The sequence below is a fragment of the Flavobacterium sp. KH_001 genome, assembly GCF_057840745.1.
In genome coordinates, this window is record NZ_CM174520.1 from 632,692 (window position 1) to 648,951 (window position 16,260).

Annotated in this window: 16 protein-coding genes; 6 read left to right on the forward strand and 10 right to left on the reverse strand. The window is 34.0% G+C overall.

The genetic code is table 11. The annotated features are described in order from the left end of the window. Positions 1-72 precede the first annotated feature (72 nt). From AC3ITQ_RS02940 to AC3ITQ_RS02950, 3 genes are all read right to left on the reverse strand, one after another. The gene (locus AC3ITQ_RS02940; RefSeq protein WP_489236748.1) at positions 73-2,466 is read right to left on the reverse strand and encodes a ribonucleoside-diphosphate reductase subunit alpha; all 2,394 of its coding nucleotides are present in this window, start codon (positions 2,464-2,466) and stop codon (positions 73-75) included. Between the two features lie 252 nt (positions 2,467-2,718). Next, positions 2,719-3,696, reverse strand: a complete 978-nt coding sequence (locus AC3ITQ_RS02945; RefSeq protein ID WP_072969680.1) for a ribonucleotide-diphosphate reductase subunit beta — start codon at positions 3,694-3,696, stop codon at positions 2,719-2,721. 333 nt (positions 3,697-4,029) lie between these two features. Further along, on the reverse strand, positions 4,030-4,602 hold the full coding sequence (locus AC3ITQ_RS02950; RefSeq protein ID WP_072969681.1) for a DUF3109 family protein: 573 nt from the start codon (positions 4,600-4,602) through the stop codon (positions 4,030-4,032). Positions 4,603-5,038: 436 nt separating this feature from the next. Here AC3ITQ_RS02950 and AC3ITQ_RS02955 point away from each other — a divergent pair, with 436 nt between their 5' ends. The 3 genes from AC3ITQ_RS02955 to AC3ITQ_RS02965 all read left to right on the forward strand — a co-directional run bounded on the left by AC3ITQ_RS02955 (position 5,039) and on the right by AC3ITQ_RS02965 (position 6,542). Further along, entirely contained in the window at positions 5,039-5,617 is a 579-nt protein-coding gene (locus AC3ITQ_RS02955) for a MarC family protein (protein WP_026983494.1), read from the forward strand. A 108-nt stretch (positions 5,618-5,725) separates the two neighbouring features. Next, complete coding sequence (locus AC3ITQ_RS02960; RefSeq protein ID WP_056187321.1) at positions 5,726-5,929, forward strand: hypothetical protein; 204 nt, start codon at positions 5,726-5,728, stop codon at positions 5,927-5,929. A gap of 7 nt (positions 5,930-5,936) precedes the next feature. Continuing rightward, positions 5,937-6,542, forward strand: coding sequence for an FAD-dependent oxidoreductase (locus tag AC3ITQ_RS02965; protein WP_489236749.1), 606 nt, complete (start codon positions 5,937-5,939; stop codon positions 6,540-6,542). A 113-nt stretch (positions 6,543-6,655) separates the two neighbouring features. On the opposite strand, the gene AC3ITQ_RS02970 is transcribed toward AC3ITQ_RS02965, so the two are convergent. From AC3ITQ_RS02970 to AC3ITQ_RS02990, 5 genes are all read right to left on the reverse strand, one after another. After that, positions 6,656-6,973, reverse strand: a complete 318-nt coding sequence (locus AC3ITQ_RS02970; RefSeq protein ID WP_489236750.1) for a hypothetical protein — start codon at positions 6,971-6,973, stop codon at positions 6,656-6,658. A 76-nt stretch (positions 6,974-7,049) separates the two neighbouring features. Further along, positions 7,050-7,415 (reverse strand): nuclear transport factor 2 family protein, encoded by a 366-nt coding sequence (locus AC3ITQ_RS02975; RefSeq protein WP_489236751.1) that lies wholly within the window; start codon positions 7,413-7,415, stop codon positions 7,050-7,052. 18 nt (positions 7,416-7,433) lie between these two features. Further along, on the reverse strand, positions 7,434-9,011 hold the full coding sequence (locus AC3ITQ_RS02980; protein WP_072969685.1) for a S41 family peptidase: 1,578 nt from the start codon (positions 9,009-9,011) through the stop codon (positions 7,434-7,436). Beyond that, positions 9,012-9,443, reverse strand: coding sequence for a deoxycytidylate deaminase (locus AC3ITQ_RS02985; RefSeq protein WP_194657398.1), 432 nt, complete (start codon positions 9,441-9,443; stop codon positions 9,012-9,014). A gap of 5 nt (positions 9,444-9,448) precedes the next feature. After that, the gene (locus AC3ITQ_RS02990; protein ID WP_194657399.1) at positions 9,449-10,042 is read right to left on the reverse strand and encodes a HupE/UreJ family protein; all 594 of its coding nucleotides are present in this window, start codon (positions 10,040-10,042) and stop codon (positions 9,449-9,451) included. A 171-nt stretch (positions 10,043-10,213) separates the two neighbouring features. On the opposite strand from AC3ITQ_RS02990, the gene AC3ITQ_RS02995 reads away from it, so the two are divergent. Then, positions 10,214-10,645 carry a TerB family tellurite resistance protein gene (locus AC3ITQ_RS02995; protein WP_194657400.1) on the forward strand — a complete coding sequence of 144 codons (432 nt, stop codon included), beginning with the start codon at positions 10,214-10,216 and terminating at the stop codon, positions 10,643-10,645. Between the two features lie 209 nt (positions 10,646-10,854). On the opposite strand, the gene fbp is transcribed toward AC3ITQ_RS02995, so the two are convergent. Next, positions 10,855-11,859, reverse strand: a complete 1,005-nt coding sequence (fbp, locus tag AC3ITQ_RS03000; protein ID WP_489236752.1) for a class 1 fructose-bisphosphatase — start codon at positions 11,857-11,859, stop codon at positions 10,855-10,857. A 251-nt stretch (positions 11,860-12,110) separates the two neighbouring features. On the opposite strand from fbp, the gene AC3ITQ_RS03005 reads away from it, so the two are divergent. Then, a complete protein-coding gene (locus AC3ITQ_RS03005) occupies positions 12,111-12,599 on the forward strand; it encodes a GNAT family N-acetyltransferase (protein WP_489236753.1) in 489 nt (162 codons plus the stop codon). Between the two features lie 55 nt (positions 12,600-12,654). Beyond that, positions 12,655-13,914 carry an aspartate kinase gene (locus AC3ITQ_RS03010; RefSeq protein ID WP_489236754.1) on the forward strand — a complete coding sequence of 420 codons (1,260 nt, stop codon included), beginning with the start codon at positions 12,655-12,657 and terminating at the stop codon, positions 13,912-13,914. Between the two features lie 81 nt (positions 13,915-13,995). Here AC3ITQ_RS03010 and AC3ITQ_RS03015 read toward each other — a convergent pair whose 3' ends face one another. Beyond that, positions 13,996-16,173, reverse strand: coding sequence for a TonB-dependent receptor domain-containing protein (locus AC3ITQ_RS03015; protein ID WP_489236755.1), 2,178 nt, complete (start codon positions 16,171-16,173; stop codon positions 13,996-13,998). Between the last annotated feature and the right edge of the window lie 87 nt (positions 16,174-16,260).

The following is a 16,260-nucleotide window of genomic DNA, read 5'->3' on the forward strand; positions in this document are numbered from 1 at the left end:
AACTGCTTTCTCTAATTATTTAATAGATATAATCTTTTTTCTTTACTCTATTATCTTTCTTCTAAAAGAAAATTAAGACCCACACATCTCACAATCCTCAGGACCTGCAGCTTGTGCTTTTAGCAACATCGCTTTATATTCCTCAATATTGATCTCTTCAGTTTCTGCAACTAAAGCCGGAGCTGTTTCTTCTTTTTTATCGTTGTTTAATGTGAATTTAATTGCATCAACTGCTGACTTCGTTCTCAAGTAATACATTCCTGTTTTTAAACCAGACTGCCAAGCGTAAAAGTGCATTGACGTAAGTTTAGAATAGTTTGCATCTTGCATGAACAAGTTCAGTGATTGTGATTGGTCAATGAAATAACCTCTTTGACGTGACATATCGATAATATCTTTCATCGACATTTCCCAAACTGTTTTGTACAGTTCTTTTAAATCTGCTGGAATCACATCAATATTTTGAACTGATCCGTTATGACGCATGATTTCTTGTTTCAAAGTCTCATTCCACAAACCTCTTTCTACTAAATCATGAAGTAAGTGTTTGTTTACTACAATGAATTCTCCAGACAATACACGACGTGTGTAAATGTTTGATGTATATGGTTCGAAAGCTTCGTTGTTTCCAAGAATTTGCGAAGTTGAAGCAGTTGGCATTGGAGCAACTAACAGCGAGTTACGAACTCCGTGTTCTACAACTTCTTTTCTTAATGAAGCCCAGTCCCAACGGCCTGATAATTCTTCATCTTTCATTCCCCACATGTTGTATTGGAATTCTCCTTTAGACATTGGAGAACCTTCAAATGTAGAATATGGTCCTTCTTCTTTCGCCATTTCCATAGAAGCGGTTACAGCTGCGAAGTATAAAGTTTCGAAAATTTCCTGATTTAATACTTTAGCCTCATCGCTTGTAAACGGTAAACGCAACATGATAAAAGCATCAGCCAAACCTTGTACTCCCAATCCAACCGGACGGTGACGCATGTTAGAGTTTTCAGCTTCTTTTACCGGGTAATAGTTTCTGTCGATTACTTTGTTCAAATTACGAGTAACACGTTTTGTAACATTGTAAAGCGCCTGGTGATCGAATTTTCCGTTTTCAATAAACATTGGCAACGAAATAGAAGCCAGGTTACAAACTGCAATTTCATCTTTAGAAGTGTACTCCATAATCTCTGTACACAAGTTAGAAGAACGAATTGTTCCTAAATTCTTGTGGTTCGATTTACGGTTTGCTGCATCTTTGTACAACATATAAGGCGTTCCCGTTTCGATTTGTGATTCAAGGATTTTCTCCCATAATTCACGTGCACGAATGGTTTTTCTACCTTTTCCTCTAAATTCATAATCCAAATACATGGTTTCGAATTCTTCTCCGTAAACATCGTATAATCCAGGACATTCGTTAGGGCACATTAATGTCCAACTAGCATCTTCCTGTACACGTTTCATGAATAAATCTGAAGTCCACATGGCGAAGAATAAATCTCTCGCACGCATTTCTTCTTTTCCTGTATTTTTCTTCAAATCCAAAAATTCAAAGATATCAGCATGCCATGTTTCGATGTAAATCGCAAAGCTTCCTTTACGTTTTCCACCACCCTGATCTACGTAACGAGCCGTATCGTTGAAAACTCTCAACATCGGAACGATTCCGTTTGAAGTTCCGTTTGTACCACGAATGTAAGATCCAGTAGCACGAACGTTATGAATAGAAAGACCAATTCCTCCCGCTGATTGCGAGATTTTAGCCGTTTGTTTTAAAGTATCATAAATACCGTCAATACTATCATCCTGCATTGCTAAAAGGAAACAAGAAGACATTTGAGGCTTTGGAGTTCCGGCATTGAACAACGTTGGCGTTGCATGCGTGAAGAACTTTTTAGACATTAAATCGTAAGTTTCAATTACCGATTGTAAATCGTCTAAGTGAATACCAACAGAAACACGCATCAACATATGCTGTGGTCTTTCTACGATTTTTCCGTTTATTTTAAGTAAGTATGAACGCTCTAAGGTTTTGAAACCAAAGTAATCGTAATTGAAATCTCTTGTATAAATAATATGAGAATCTAAAAACGCAGCATTCTCCTGAATCACTTTAAATACTTCATCTGAAAGCAATGGTGCCTCTTGTCCATTTCTTGGATTTACGTAGTGATACATATCTTTCATCGTTTCTGAGAAAGATTTTTTAGTATTTGAATGTAGGTTTGAAATTGCCACACGCGCTGCTAATTGTGCATAATCTGGATGCGCAATAGTCATAGAAGCCGCCGTTTCTGCCGCAAGATTATCCAGTTCAGAAGTAGAAACCCCATCATACAATCCCTCGATAACTCTCATGGCTACCTTAACAGGATCTACAAGCTCATTTAAGCCGTAACACAATTTTTTGATTCTTTCTGTAATCTTATCAAACATTACGGGCTCTCTGTGGCCATCTCTTTTTACTACATACATAAGCTTACTATTTATTAGTTATTGAAAAAATGAAAGACACTAGAAAACGAATTCCAGCCCTTAAACATTGCGTGTTTTTAAATTATTTTTTGAGAATTATCGAATCCTCAATAGTCGTCTGCTCCCGACCTATGAAATAGATCGAAAATGCAAAAAAATGTTACTGAATCTACGATTTGGGAAAGAGATTCAATCTAAAAAAAATGATTTTATTCTTTTAGCGTTTTTGGGATCGCTAAAATATTTTGTTGTCTAGAAATCTGCGTCAAATGAAATTTTCTGAGCATCGCTGTCTGTGTTCATCACACCAGATTTTTGATACTCGGCAACACGTTTTTCAAAGAAATTAGTTTTTCCCTGAAGAGAAATCATATCCATGAAATCAAACGGATTCGCTGATCCATACACACGATCACAACCTAATTCTACTAACAATCTGTCTGCAACAAATTCTAAGTATTGCGTCATTAAAGTCGCATTCATTCCAATTAAACTTACCGGTAGCGATTCTGTTACAAATTCTCTTTCGATATCTAAAGCATCAACGATGATTTCTTTAATTCTGTCTTTTGGTACTTTGTTAATCAAATGGTGATTATGCAAGTGAACTGCAAAATCACAGTGTACACCTTCGTCACGAGAAATCAACTCATTAGAGAAAGTTAAACCTGGCATTAATCCACGTTTCTTCAACCAATAAATAGAACAGAAAGCACCTGAGAAGAAAATACCTTCAACAGCAGCAAAAGCGATTAGTCTTTCAGCAAATGAATCAGACTCGATCCATTTTAAAGCCCAGTCTGCTTTTTTCTTAATTGCAGGGAATACTTCCAAAGCATTAAACAACTCTGCTTTTTCAGCTTCATCTTTTACGTAAGTATCAATCAATAATGAATAGGTTTCACTATGAATGTTCTCCATCATGATTTGGAAACCATAGAAAAACTTCGCTTCAGCATATTGTACCTCATTTACAAAATTCTCAGCAAGGTTTTCATTTACGATTCCATCAGATGCAGCAAAAAATGCTAAAATGTGTTTAATGAAATATCTTTCGTCGTCACTTAATTTATTGTTCCAATCTGTCAAATCCTGGTGTAAGTCGATTTCTTCCGCAGTCCAAAAACTAGCTTCCATCTTTTTGTACCATTCCCAAATATCATGATGTTTGATAGGAAAAATAACGAAACGATTTTTATTTTCTTGTAATATTGGCTCGACTTGTGACATGACTGTTTTATTTAATTTTTATGCTGAATTTTTACTTATTCAGAACGATTACAAAGATTGTCATTTGTAGCCAAAAATGAAAGCCAAACTTATTCACAATTCGATGTAGTTTTTAACAACGCCTAAAAAATGAGATACTTTTCAGACAATATTTAAATATTTGTAAATGAGTCATTTAATATAGTCATTTACCCCTAAAGCCCCTGTAAAATATAGACTTTTTGGAATAATAAGCAAGAAATTTTAATTGTTTTTAAAAAGTTTTTTTTGAGTTAAAACTTTATTTTTTGAGTTAAAATATATCCACTTAAAGCGGTAACTATAGCCCTTTGATTATTTCGAATTTTTAAGCTCTTCCGCTACTTTTTCAAGTTCCAAATACCAGTCTTCACCAAAGCGGCGAATCAAAGCTTCTTTGACAAATTTATAAACCGGAACTTCTAATTCTTTTCCTAAAGAACAGGCATCATCACAAATATCCCATTTATCATAATTCACCGCAGCAAACTCCGTAAAATCTTTTACACGGATTGGGTACAAATGACAAGAAACGGGTTTTTTCCAATCTACGATTCCCTGATTGTAAGCTTGCTCGATTCCGCAAAGGGCCGTTTTTCCGTCAAAAATAACGTAAGCACAATCTTTTTCATCTATTAATGGTGTTTCAAGATCACCATCAGTTCCTTTTACCCAAGTACCCTGTGCTTCGATTGCAGCAATTCCTTCTTTTCTTAAAAAGGGTTTTACTTTTGGGTAGATTTCTTCCAGAATTTTAGTCTCTGCTTCGCTTAAAGGCGCACCGGCATCTCCGTCAACACAGCAGGCTCCTTTACAAGCTGACAAGTTGCACACAAATTCTTTTTCAAGAATATCTTCTGAAATAATGGTTTTCCCTAATTGAAACATGATAATAAAGTACTGTAATTTATAAAGTGCAAAGATAGTCAAAGAAAGCAGATGAAATGAGATTAAATTTCACTGCAGTACGTGGTACTATTTTACCACAGAGTCACACAAAGGTTTTTCACAGAGAATCGCAAAGAAATTGTACCACAGAGATTCGCAGAGTTTTTCACAGAGCAGCGCGAAGTTTAAGTTCACGAAATTTGAGATTAATTTATTGAAATCTTTGTGTAACTCTGTGAAAAAAACTTTGTGCCACTCTGTGGTAAAAAACAATTAACCTTTGCGAATCTCTGTGGTACAATTGACTTTTTGTTACAAATATCACTTTTTTAACCGATAAAACGTATTTTTATAACAATAATGCATCGTATTCAAAAAACACCTATCTTTATTCTCTACCTTTGCAAAAATTTTAAACGCTTAAAATCAAAGTAATATGTTAGAAATTGACTTTAAAGAAATTATTACTGTCGGAATGGTTCTTTTTGCTGTAATTGATATCGTAGGATCTATTCCCATTATTGTCAATTTACGAGCAAAAGTGGGACATATTGAATCTGAAAAAGCTTCAATTGTAGCCGGAATGATTATGATTGTTTTTCTTTTCGTTGGAGAAGGTTTACTAAATCTTATTGGAATTGATGTGCATTCCTTTGCCGTGGCCGGATCTTTTGTACTATTCTTTTTGGCATTGGAAATGATTTTAGGTATCCGAATTTATCGTGATGAAGAACCAGGATCAGCTTCTATTGTACCACTTGCTTTTCCACTAATTGCAGGAGCAGGAACAATGACGACTTTACTTTCACTTCGATCTCAATTTCACACCATCAATATTATCATAGCGATTTTGTTGAATATTATCTTAGTATATATCGTTTTGAAATCATCCAAAAAAATAGAAAATTTATTAGGAGAAAACGGACTTGGCGTAGTACGCAAGACATTTGGAGTCATACTTTTAGCAATTGCTGTTAAATTATTCGCTGCTAATGTTAAAGGTTTGTTCGTCTAACGGATATTTTTATAAATTTACCCCATAAAATTTCTAAAACAGAACTTTTAACATATTTACAATATGCGTAGAGTTTTAGTTTAATTTTTAGACAAACAAACCACCATTATGAAAATCTTTACTTCAATCTTAGTGCTTTTAGCATTAGCTTTAATTGTTTTTAATATTACGCAATTAGACTTCAAAAATCCTTTTCAGGGAGATAGCGGTGTAGCACTTATTGGGATCGCAGCTGCATTTTGCGCAGTATTAATTCTTTTGATTTTTAGAATTTCAAAAAGAATTGAAGAAAAAATGCACGACAACAGATAATAAATATATGTTTGACGTTCTAATTATTGGCGGAGGCGTATCAGGCATGTCTTGTGCTCTCGTTTTAGGTTCTGCCAAAAACAAAGCTTTTGTTACCGATAAAAAAATCGGAATCTTCACGCATCAAAAGAATTCTTCGCTGCAGGAAGCGATCTTCTATAATGCATACGGAATAACTCCTGGTAAATTAGGATCTGAATTACTTGTAGAAAGTACACAAGATCTCGCCATGACTTACCCTCATATTACTCAGATTCCAAACGAGAAAGTAATTAAAGTTGAAGGAACTTATCCTGAATTTACTGTTACTACAAATAAAAACACATACAAAACTAAAAGCATTGTAATCGGAATTGGTTCTGCCAATACTTTTGATATCGAAGGCTTAATGCAGTATGTTGAACCACACAAAAAAGCACTTCCCGAAAAACAACGTATTCAGCTTAAAAACGACGATCACAAAGTAGCCGAAGGTATTTACGTTATTGGAACTTTAGCCGGCTGGAGAAGTCAATTAGCTATTGCTGCAGGAAGCGGCGCTGCTGTTGCCACAGATATTCTTACTTTATGGAATAATGGCATACAGACTCATGCCCACGATAGTATTCGATAAAATTTAAAACATAAGTTTTTATATAATTAAACCATTAAGAGATTAAGAAAATTAAGACTTTGCGCTTAATAAACTTAATCTCTTAATGGTTTATTTTTTTTATTTCTCACTTATTATTTTACTGAAACAATCTCAGTAACTTTAATGTGTTTTTCATCTTCTGTTTTCCAGATTTCTCCTTTTACAGAAACATTATCTCCAATTTTTAATTGTTTGTAATTTTCAGGACCACCAACATTTACAATACTGATTGTTGCGAAATACACTTCTTTGGCAGCTGTAGAGATTTTAGCTGTATAACCATCTTTTCCAGCTTCTATTGAATCTACTTTTCCGGTAACTGTATTAGAACTGCTATCTTTCATAGTTTTACAAGAAATTACAAAAGTCATTAAAACGAATAGAAAGCTTATTTTTTTTAGATTTTTCATATTATATATTTAACCACAAATCTCGAACTATATCAGCTAAGATTCGTTACATTATATTTTAATAAATTATTATTATTTATTGTAATTGAATGCAGCTTCCCGCAATAACTTTTAAGTTTTCATCAAATTGTTTCCAAACTCTGATATACCGAAGCACACCATCTATAGGACTATTATCAAAAGAACCTTTTAATGAAACTGTAACTGCAACTACAGCCGTATCGCCAATTAGATTTATGGTTTGATCGGAAGCTTCAATAGTAGTAATTTTCATTTTCCCCGAACGATAAGAAGCCAAATCAAATTCTTTTGTAATCGTATTTCCATCAGGTAAATTAAAAAGCAAATCGTCGTGAAGGATTTTTTCTAAAAACAAAACATCAGCATTTTTAACAGCAGTCAAAAGTTCTATTTCAGCATTTACAACGGCTTCTATTTTCATATTAAAAAGTTTTCAGCGTTATTTTTTCGGATTCTGAACTGCCTTAATCATAGCATCTTCTTTCAAAATCACATCGTAGTAATATATTTCACCATATAATTGTCTGGCAAATTCAGCAGTGATATAACGATTCACTAAAGGTTTGGTTTTGTCTAATTTCAAATCCAGACCTGTCATGAAAATATAGTTTTTGAATTTCTTAAAGTAAACATCAGAGTTTTTCATTTCAGCCAAAAACTCATTAAACTTTAGTCCGGCAAAAGCTTTTCGGTTTTTATCTAATTCTTCAAAAACAAAATGTCCGACTACTCCGGTTTGAAGCAAATAACCAACGTTTTCATTTCCGTGCTCTGCTTCCATCGGAACAAAAACATCCGGCACGATTCCGCCACCACCATATACGATTTTACCTTTTGGTGTTTTAAATTTTAATGAATCAGCTACTTTTATACTGTCTTTAGCATAAAGTTCACCCGATTTTATACGAGATTCTGATTCTTTAAAATATTCTTCGTTTCCTTTTTTATACGGTTTCTGAATTGATCTTCCGGTTGGCGTGTAATATCTTGCCACCGTTAAACGCACAGCAGATCCGTCGTTGAAATCCATTTCACGTTGTACCAAACCTTTTCCGAAAGAACGGCGTCCTACAATAATTCCACGATCGTTATCTTGTAATGCTCCTGCCAAAATTTCACTTGCAGAGGCGCTGTTTTCATTAATCAAAACATATACTTTTCCGGTTTCAAAACTTCCGGCTTTTGTTGCATATGTTTTCTCTGTTGTTCCGTTTTTATTTTTAGTAAAAACGATCAATTGTTTGTCTTTCAAAAATTCATCGGCAATAGCGACCGCTTCTTCCATATAACCACCGCCGTTATCACGAAGATCGATTACAAGCGACTGAATTCCGCTTTGTTTTAATCTTGTTAAACCGGTTTTAAATTCATTAAAAGTAGTCTCGGCAAAACGATTTATTTTGATGTAACCGACATTATTTCCAAGTAATAAAGAAGCATCAACGCTTTTTATCGGAATAACATCTCTTTTTACTTTAAACTTCAGTTTCTTTTGTTCCGATTTTCTAAAAACGGTCAATTCAATTTCAGAACCCTGCAATCCTTTCAACTTCGAAAACAAACTATCTGAAGGCAATTTTCTTCCATATAATTTCGTTTTTCCGGCAAATAAAATTCGGTCTCCTGATTTTATTCCGGCTTTCGCCGAAGGGCCATTTTCGATTGGTTTTATGATCGCAACAGAATCTTTATACATATAAAAATTAATTCCGATTCCAACGAAATCACCTTTCATGCTTTCCGCCACTTCTGCCTGTTCGCTTGGCGGAATATAAACAGAATGTGGATCTAATTTGGATAAGATATTATCAACTGTCAGGTTTACAATTGAATCGGTATTGATACTGTCGACATATTCGTTATTGATAAAATCGATCAGTTTATTAAGTTTTGTTTTGGAGTAATTTTTAGCCAAAAGTCCGTCATCAACGGGAGCATTCATTAGGCTTCCGAGGACAGTTCCGAGAGCAAAAGTAGCTCCGATTACGATTGGCAAATATTTCGAATTAAATTTCATTTACTCTTCTAAAACAGGAAGATGTTCAACTTCAACACCTGCTTTTAATAAAAATTGAATTCCGGCATCATCGCGATATCCATTTTGGTAAACCACTCTCTTTATCCCGGATTGATGTATCAATTTGCTACATTCTTTACAGGGTGAAAGTGTAATATACAAAGTAGCGCCTTCACAAGATTGTGTTGATCTGGCCACTTTTAAAATTGCATTGGCTTCGGCATGAAGAACTTCCCAACGGGTTAATCCTTCGTCGTCTTCGCAGCAATTCTCAAATCCGGATGGTGTTCCGTTATAACCATCAGAAATAATCATCCGGTCTTTTACAATAATGGCACCAACCTGTTTACGTTTGCAGTAAGAAAGGGCACCCCATTCTTTTGCAATACGAAGGTACGCTTTATCGTACTTATTTATTTTTTTTAAATCCATTTATTTTATCTGTTCCAAATTGGGCTTTCAATGATCATCGGAATCACAACTCCGATAATAAAAGCCGACATTACAAGTGCCCAATCTCGTTTTGAAAAACGAAATACGGTCTGCACAATATAGGATAGTATCAAAACTACAAAAACAACAACTAACTGCGCTGCTTCGATTCCTAACGCAAATTCGCCTAAAGGTAATAATTTTGAGCTTGGCGACCCTCCTAAAATAGTCTTAAAATAATTAGAAAAACCAAGTCCGTGTATTATTCCGAAAAACAGGGTTACCATAAAAATTAAATTCACACCTTCATTTTTGGTCGCTTTTCCTGCCGTAAAAAGATGAAATATGGCGGTTATCAAGATGGTAATCGGAATTAAAAACTCCACTATATTTACTTTTATAGCGATGATTCCAAAAACTGAAAGCAACAAAGCCAAAGTGTGACCGATCGTAAAAAGTGAAACCAGAAGCAAAATGCGTTTCCAGTCTTTAAACAAATACGGAATAGTTAAGGCGATTAAAAAAAGAACGTGATCGTAGGCGTGGATATCTAAAACGTGTTTTAATCCTATCTGAAAATAAATCCAAAATTCTGACATAGGGGTAATGGTATTAATTGATTAAGGGGATGTAAACTTACGATTTATTTTGAAAAGTAAAGAAACCGTACTATTAAAACAACGCAGAAAAATAAGTTAAATTTTATGAGAAATTTAAAATGTTAAATTAAAATAAGATTTATCTTTGTTCTATATAAAACCCTATTAATTATGCCATTTTCAGAATTATTTGATAACGAATTCAAACAAAGAAACAGAGGTCATTTCTCTGCAATTGTGCGTGTAGCTTATGCTGACGGAAAAATTAATGACGAGGAAAAATCGTTTTTAGACAAACTAGCTTCAAGATTAGAAATTTCAGAAGAAGAATATACAGAAATCCTTAAAGATCCTTGGCAACATTCTATAAATCCTCCTTATTTATATGCGCAGCGTTTAGAGCGTTTGTACGACTTAGCGAGAATGGTTCACGTTGACCACCATTTAGGAGACCAACAAGAAGTTATGTTAACCCGTATGGGATTAGCTTTAGGATTTACGCCAGGAAACGTAAACCATATTATTAGAAAAGCTTTGTCTTTAGTAGACAAAAAAGTAGATTTGGATACATTCCTTTTCGAAATGGAAAATATGAATAAATAGTATTCAGTATTCAGTTTTTTAGTATTCAGTTTTTAAGCTGAAATTAAAATATAAACTCGAGAGATTTTTAATCTTTCGGGTTTTTCTGTTTTAAGTTAAAACGTAACATAACCGCAAAAGAAACCCGACAGGTTTTAAAAACCTGTCGGGTTTGCTTAGCCTCAAAATCTGCGACTGAATACTAAAAACTGAACACTGAATACTAAAACCTACTCAGCTGCCATAAACTCTTCAGCCTTTTCTACCATATTATAACTTCCGCAGAAAAACGGAACTCTTTGATGCAATTCCGTTGGCTGGATTTCCATAATTCTACCGAAACCATCTGTTGCTTTTCCTCCCGCTTGTTCAGCAATAAAAGCCATCGGATTACATTCGTATAATAAACGTAGTTTCCCTTTTGGCGCTTTTGAGCTTGTCGGATATAAATAAATACCTCCTTTAATCATATTTCGGTGAAAATCTGACACTAAACTTCCAATATATCTTGAAGTATAAGGTCTATCATCCTCTTCACGCTGACAATACTTGATGTAATTTTTTACTCCTTGCGGAAAATGAACATAATTCCCTTCGTTTACCGAATAGATATTTCCGTCTTTCGGATATTTCATATTTGGATGTGAAAGATAGAATGTTCCGATTGCCGGATTCAACGTAAAACCATTCACACCATGTCCGGTTGTATAAACCAACATTGTTGACGTTCCATAAATTACATATCCTGCTGCTACCTGATTGATTCCCGGTTGTAAAAAATCCTCGCTTGTTACCGGCGTTCCAATTGGTGTAATTCTTCTAAAAACAGAGAAAATAGTTCCCACTGAAACATTTACATCAATGTTTGAAGATCCGTCAAGCGGATCCATTAAGATCACGTACTTATTATTATGACTGTTGTCGCTCCCCTGAACAGTTATAAAATCGTCGTTCTCTTCTGAAGCAATACCACAGACAATCTCACGGTTTATTAACGTCTGAATAAATACTTCGTTTGCATAGACATCTAATTTTTGCTGGTCTTCGCCCTGGATATTTTGTTCGCCTGCGGCGCCAATAATATCGACTAATCCAGCCTGATTTACTTTATAGTTGACAACCTTTGCCGCCAAACGTATAGAGTTGATAATTCGGGAAAGCTCCCCCGACGAATACTGAAATGCTTTTTGGTTCTCAATAATAAACTCTCCCAGTGTTTTATTGCGTTCTTCCATTACTATATCGTTGTAGATTTATTTTTAAGTCACAAATATCGTTTATTTTGTGAGAATGATTTAAAAATTATTTTGTTAGTTTGCTACTATTGTATATTTGCTAATTAAAGCTGGAAAGCACGTAGTAAAAACACACTTTTTTAGCTAATAAACACTTAATAATAAGAATATAGGAATTGACCTTAAGAAAAAGTTTACACAAATAAACACTTTAAAACAAAGGACAATACTGAAAATAAATTTTACAAATTATGAATATTAGAAAAGGAAATCCTGAGGATATGAAATCAGTTTTAGGATTGATACAGGAGTTGGCAATATTCGAAAAAGAACCAGAAGCTGTTGTAATAACCGAAGTTGATTTAATACGCGATGGTTTTGGTGAAAAACCATTATTTCATGTCTTTGTTGCAGAGATTGAGAATAATGAACAACAGAAAGAAATTGTTGGAATTGCATTATATTATTATCGTTACTCAACCTGGAAAGGAAAAACAATACATCTTGAAGATTTAATTGTGAAAGAAAAAATGCGTGGTACAGGATTAGGTTCTGCACTTTATGCTGAAATTATGAAGCAAGGAAAAAGAGATAATGTGAGAAGAATTGATTGGAATGTTTTAGACTGGAATACACCTGCAGTTAACTTTTACAAGAATTCAGGCGCGAGAATTCTTGAAGACTGGCAAGTAGTTCAAATGGATGAAGCAGGAATTAATTCATTTCTGGAAAAATTATAAAAAAATATCAGATTTCATTAATCTGAAATCTAAAATTAAAAATCTAAAATTAACAATGAGAGTATTTAAATTTGGAGGAGCATCAGTAAAAGATGCAGATGGAATTAAAAACGTTTATGACGTTTTACAAAAAGTAGGTTACGAAGATGTGATTTTGGTTGTTTCGGCGATGGGAAAAACAACAAATGCTCTTGAGGTTGTGATCAAGAATTATTTTGACAAATCGGCCGAGCTGAATTCCTCTGTTCAGGAAATCAAGAAATATCACAATCAAATATTATTAGATTTATTTGAAGATGAAAAAAATGCTGTTTTTGCAGCTGTAAAGGATCAATTCACAGAATTAGAATATTTTTTAGCACATAATAAATCTCCAAATTACAATTTTGTTTACGATCAGATTGTGAGTTTTGGAGAGTTGATTTCGACTACAATTTTAAGTCATTTCATGAATTTCATGGGAATTAAAACACAATGGCTTGACGTTCGCAACTTCATTAAAACCAATGCTAACTATCGTGATGCTGAAGTTGACTGGGAAACTACACAACAACTTATCAGCAAAAATGTACCAAGAAAACAATTAAACATCACACAAGGATTTTTAGGTGCAGATGAAAATAATTTCACAACCACATTAGGCCGTGAAGGTTCTGATTATACTGCAGGGATTTTTGCTTATTGCTTAAATGCTGAAAGTGTAACAATCTGGAAAGACGTTCCCGGAGTTATGAATGCGGATCCGCGTTATTTTGAAAATGCAAGTTTGTTGAATCAAATTTCATATCGCGAAGCAATCGAATTAGCCTTTTACGGAGCGACGGTAATTCACCCAAAAACATTACAACCGCTACAGAAAAAAGAAATTCCATTATATGTAAAATCGTTTATCAACCCATTATTAAAAGGAACTTGTGTTTCTAAAGGTGTTGATTTAGAACCACAATATCCTTGTTTTATCGTAAAAAGAGAACAGCTTTTGATTTCGCTTTCTTCAATTGATTTTTCTTTTATCATGGAAGAAAACATCAGTGAGATTTTTGGTTTATTCCACGAATTCAAAATCAAAGTAAATTTAATTCAGAATTCTGCTATTAGTTTTTCTGTTTGTGTAGAAGATAAATTTGGGAATTTTAATGACTTGAATGCCATCCTTTCTAAAAAATTCAAAGTTGATTTTAATGAAAATGTGACTTTGTACACTATTCGTCATTTTACAGAACAAGCTGCACAAACCGTTGAAGACAATAAAGAAGTTTTATTAAAACAAGTGAGTAGAGAAACAATGCAGATTGTAACTAAAGAACTCAATTAATATTGCTTCATAAAAGGTAATTATTTCAATTCAATATATTTATAGAAAGGCTTCACGAATCGTGAAGCCTTTTTTTGAATCTTAACGTGCCCTGTTATTCTCAGTCTGCTCAATTTCTGACTTCTTATAATTTGTTTTTTTCGAATTCCCAAAACTATAGGTTGCCATAAGTCTAAAGTAGTTTGTTGTATACGTTCTATGATAATATATTTGAGTTTGCCCGACATTATAATCTCCCGAAACCATAAAGTTATGAAAAATATCATTTGCGGTGAAATTCAGTTTTAGCGCCTCTTTAAAAAAGTTTTTTTCGATTCCTACTGTTATTGTCGATCGGCTATTATCACTTCCCAATCCATAACTCCTATCTCCTAAATACCAGGCAAGCAGCTGTAGCTTAAAAAGATTTGGAATTGTAAATGTATTATTCGAGTACAAATAAATCTGGGGTTTAACCGGACCCAATTCAAACTCATAAAAATCATCTACGGATTTGGTCAAATTCATGCTTACTGTATTAGTAGAATTCCACCATTTTACATTAAAAGATCTTGAAAGTGAAGTGAAAAACACATGTCCTTTATCAAGATTTAACGATCGTAAAATATAACTGTTTGGGGTATTTCCCCGCAAAGCTGCTCCAGAAATAGGGTCAATTTTATACGTGTAACCTATTTTAAAATCAAACTTTTTATACATTGTTCCAATTTCAAATGCATGAATTTTTTCCGGAAGCAAATCAGGATTTCCTTCGATGGTTGTAAACGGATCCTGATAAATAACATACGGATTTAGCGCCTGATATCTTGGTCTGGTAATTCTTGACACATACGAAAAATGACCTTTCCAATCTTCAGAAAAATTCATATTTAAAAGTACGTTGGGAAAAAGATTTCCATAGTTTTTCTCGAATTTTTGAACCCCGTTTGCATTCGTGTACAAATTATATTTCGTCCATTCGCCTCTTGCGCCAACAGAAAAATCAAACTTGTCACCTATTGAACTTCCGTAATTAAAATAGGCCGCGCCAATACGTTCCTGATATTTAAAATCGCTTGATAGTTCGTCATCAAACTCAAAGTTCATATCATCTATATCCGCAATCAAAAAATCTGTAGCTGATTTTATAGTCGCATAACTATACTTCACTCCCGTTTCCAGTCTGGTGTCTTCTTTAACTTTTTTTGAATAATCTACCTGAGTGGCTATTATATTTATAGTATTACCAACATTATTCTTAAGATACTTTTGTGTAATGTCGTCATTTACCAAGCCCTTTTCATCAATAAAATCTTTTATGGTTCCGTTATAATTAGAATATTGCGATCCAATAAATAAAGATGACCCTTTTTTATCCGTTATTGCATTGTAATTCAAATTCACAAACTGATTCAGCAAAACGTCATTTTTATCAATATCAGTAGCATAAAAGCTATTCCCTGTATTACTTTCTATTGAATTTCGACTTTCAACAACTCCGCCTAAATCTTCAATATTACCACTATAGGCAAGTGAAATGTAATTCTTTTCGGAAAAAGTATATTGAACCCCAAATCCGAAATTAGAAAAGTTATTAAACTGACGCTTCCAATCTGTAGTCAATTCTGATTTCATAAACTCCTCCGGATCTGGTCGTGTTCTGGTTGTGTACAAGAGTTCTCTCCCTCTTCCTAATTGCAAGCCATAATTGGTTATAAAAGAAAATTTCCCTTTTGTGTAATTAAAATCAAGTAGTGTATTGGTACTTGTCCCGGCAAATTCAGAGACCGTTACTTGCTGACTCGCCGTTCCCATAATTCCATTTTCAATATTTTTTTTGGTAATAATATTAATTACTGCTTTCCCTTCGGCATCATACTTTGCTGAAGGATTTGGAATTACTTCAATTTTCGAAATTTGCGAAACCGGGATTGCGGCAAACCTTTCGTAGTTAATCAATATACCGTTAAGGTAAATGATCGCTTCTCCTTTTCCGAGTACACTAATCTGCCCTTCCGCAACAGTTACATTTGGAACCCTGCTTAATAATTCATTTACAGAACTACTGGTCGAAAGCAATGTATTGGCCACATTTACTTCGATTGTTCCGTTTGAAGAATGCTTTACTAATTGCGTTTGTTTTTTAATGACAACCTCATTTAACTCATTATTCTTAACGATGGTCTTATCTGTAATAGCTTGTGCTGTCTGTGCATTTGCTTCTGTGGGATACAAAAGCAGACTGCAAATGGAGAAGAGAACTGAAACTTGGAATTTCATAAATTTAAGCGATTATAAATTTGACTTTTATGAGACAAAAGTCAATCGAAAATCGCTAAAGGAAGTCCCCGAAAGAGAAATCAGGAG

Bases quoted from the DNA above. Each gene is read 5' to 3' on its own strand.
- AC3ITQ_RS03015 (WP_489236755.1), bottom strand. From the start codon at position 16,173: ATGAAATTCCAAGTTTCAGTTCTCTTCTCCATTTGCAGTCTGCTTTTG.
- AC3ITQ_RS02975 (WP_489236751.1), bottom strand. From the start codon at position 7,415: ATGAAAATAGAAGCCGTTGTAAATGCTGAAATAGAACTTTTGACTGCT.
- AC3ITQ_RS02940 (WP_489236748.1), bottom strand. From the start codon at position 2,466: ATGTATGTAGTAAAAAGAGATGGCCACAGAGAGCCCGTAATGTTTGAT.
- AC3ITQ_RS02955 (WP_026983494.1), top strand. From the start codon at position 5,039: ATGTTAGAAATTGACTTTAAAGAAATTATTACTGTCGGAATGGTTCTT.
- fbp (WP_489236752.1), bottom strand. From the start codon at position 11,859: ATGGAAGAACGCAATAAAACACTGGGAGAGTTTATTATTGAGAACCAA.
- AC3ITQ_RS02965 (WP_489236749.1), top strand. From the start codon at position 5,937: ATGTTTGACGTTCTAATTATTGGCGGAGGCGTATCAGGCATGTCTTGT.
- AC3ITQ_RS03005 (WP_489236753.1), top strand. From the start codon at position 12,111: ATGAATATTAGAAAAGGAAATCCTGAGGATATGAAATCAGTTTTAGGA.
- AC3ITQ_RS02985 (WP_194657398.1), bottom strand. From the start codon at position 9,443: ATGGATTTAAAAAAAATAAATAAGTACGATAAAGCGTACCTTCGTATT.
- AC3ITQ_RS03010 (WP_489236754.1), top strand. From the start codon at position 12,655: ATGAGAGTATTTAAATTTGGAGGAGCATCAGTAAAAGATGCAGATGGA.
- AC3ITQ_RS02960 (WP_056187321.1), top strand. From the start codon at position 5,726: ATGAAAATCTTTACTTCAATCTTAGTGCTTTTAGCATTAGCTTTAATT.
- AC3ITQ_RS02970 (WP_489236750.1), bottom strand. From the start codon at position 6,973: ATGAAAAATCTAAAAAAAATAAGCTTTCTATTCGTTTTAATGACTTTT.
- AC3ITQ_RS02980 (WP_072969685.1), bottom strand. From the start codon at position 9,011: ATGAAATTTAATTCGAAATATTTGCCAATCGTAATCGGAGCTACTTTT.
- AC3ITQ_RS02950 (WP_072969681.1), bottom strand. From the start codon at position 4,602: ATGTTTCAATTAGGGAAAACCATTATTTCAGAAGATATTCTTGAAAAA.
- AC3ITQ_RS02990 (WP_194657399.1), bottom strand. From the start codon at position 10,042: ATGTCAGAATTTTGGATTTATTTTCAGATAGGATTAAAACACGTTTTA.
- AC3ITQ_RS02995 (WP_194657400.1), top strand. From the start codon at position 10,214: ATGCCATTTTCAGAATTATTTGATAACGAATTCAAACAAAGAAACAGA.
- AC3ITQ_RS02945 (WP_072969680.1), bottom strand. From the start codon at position 3,696: ATGTCACAAGTCGAGCCAATATTACAAGAAAATAAAAATCGTTTCGTT.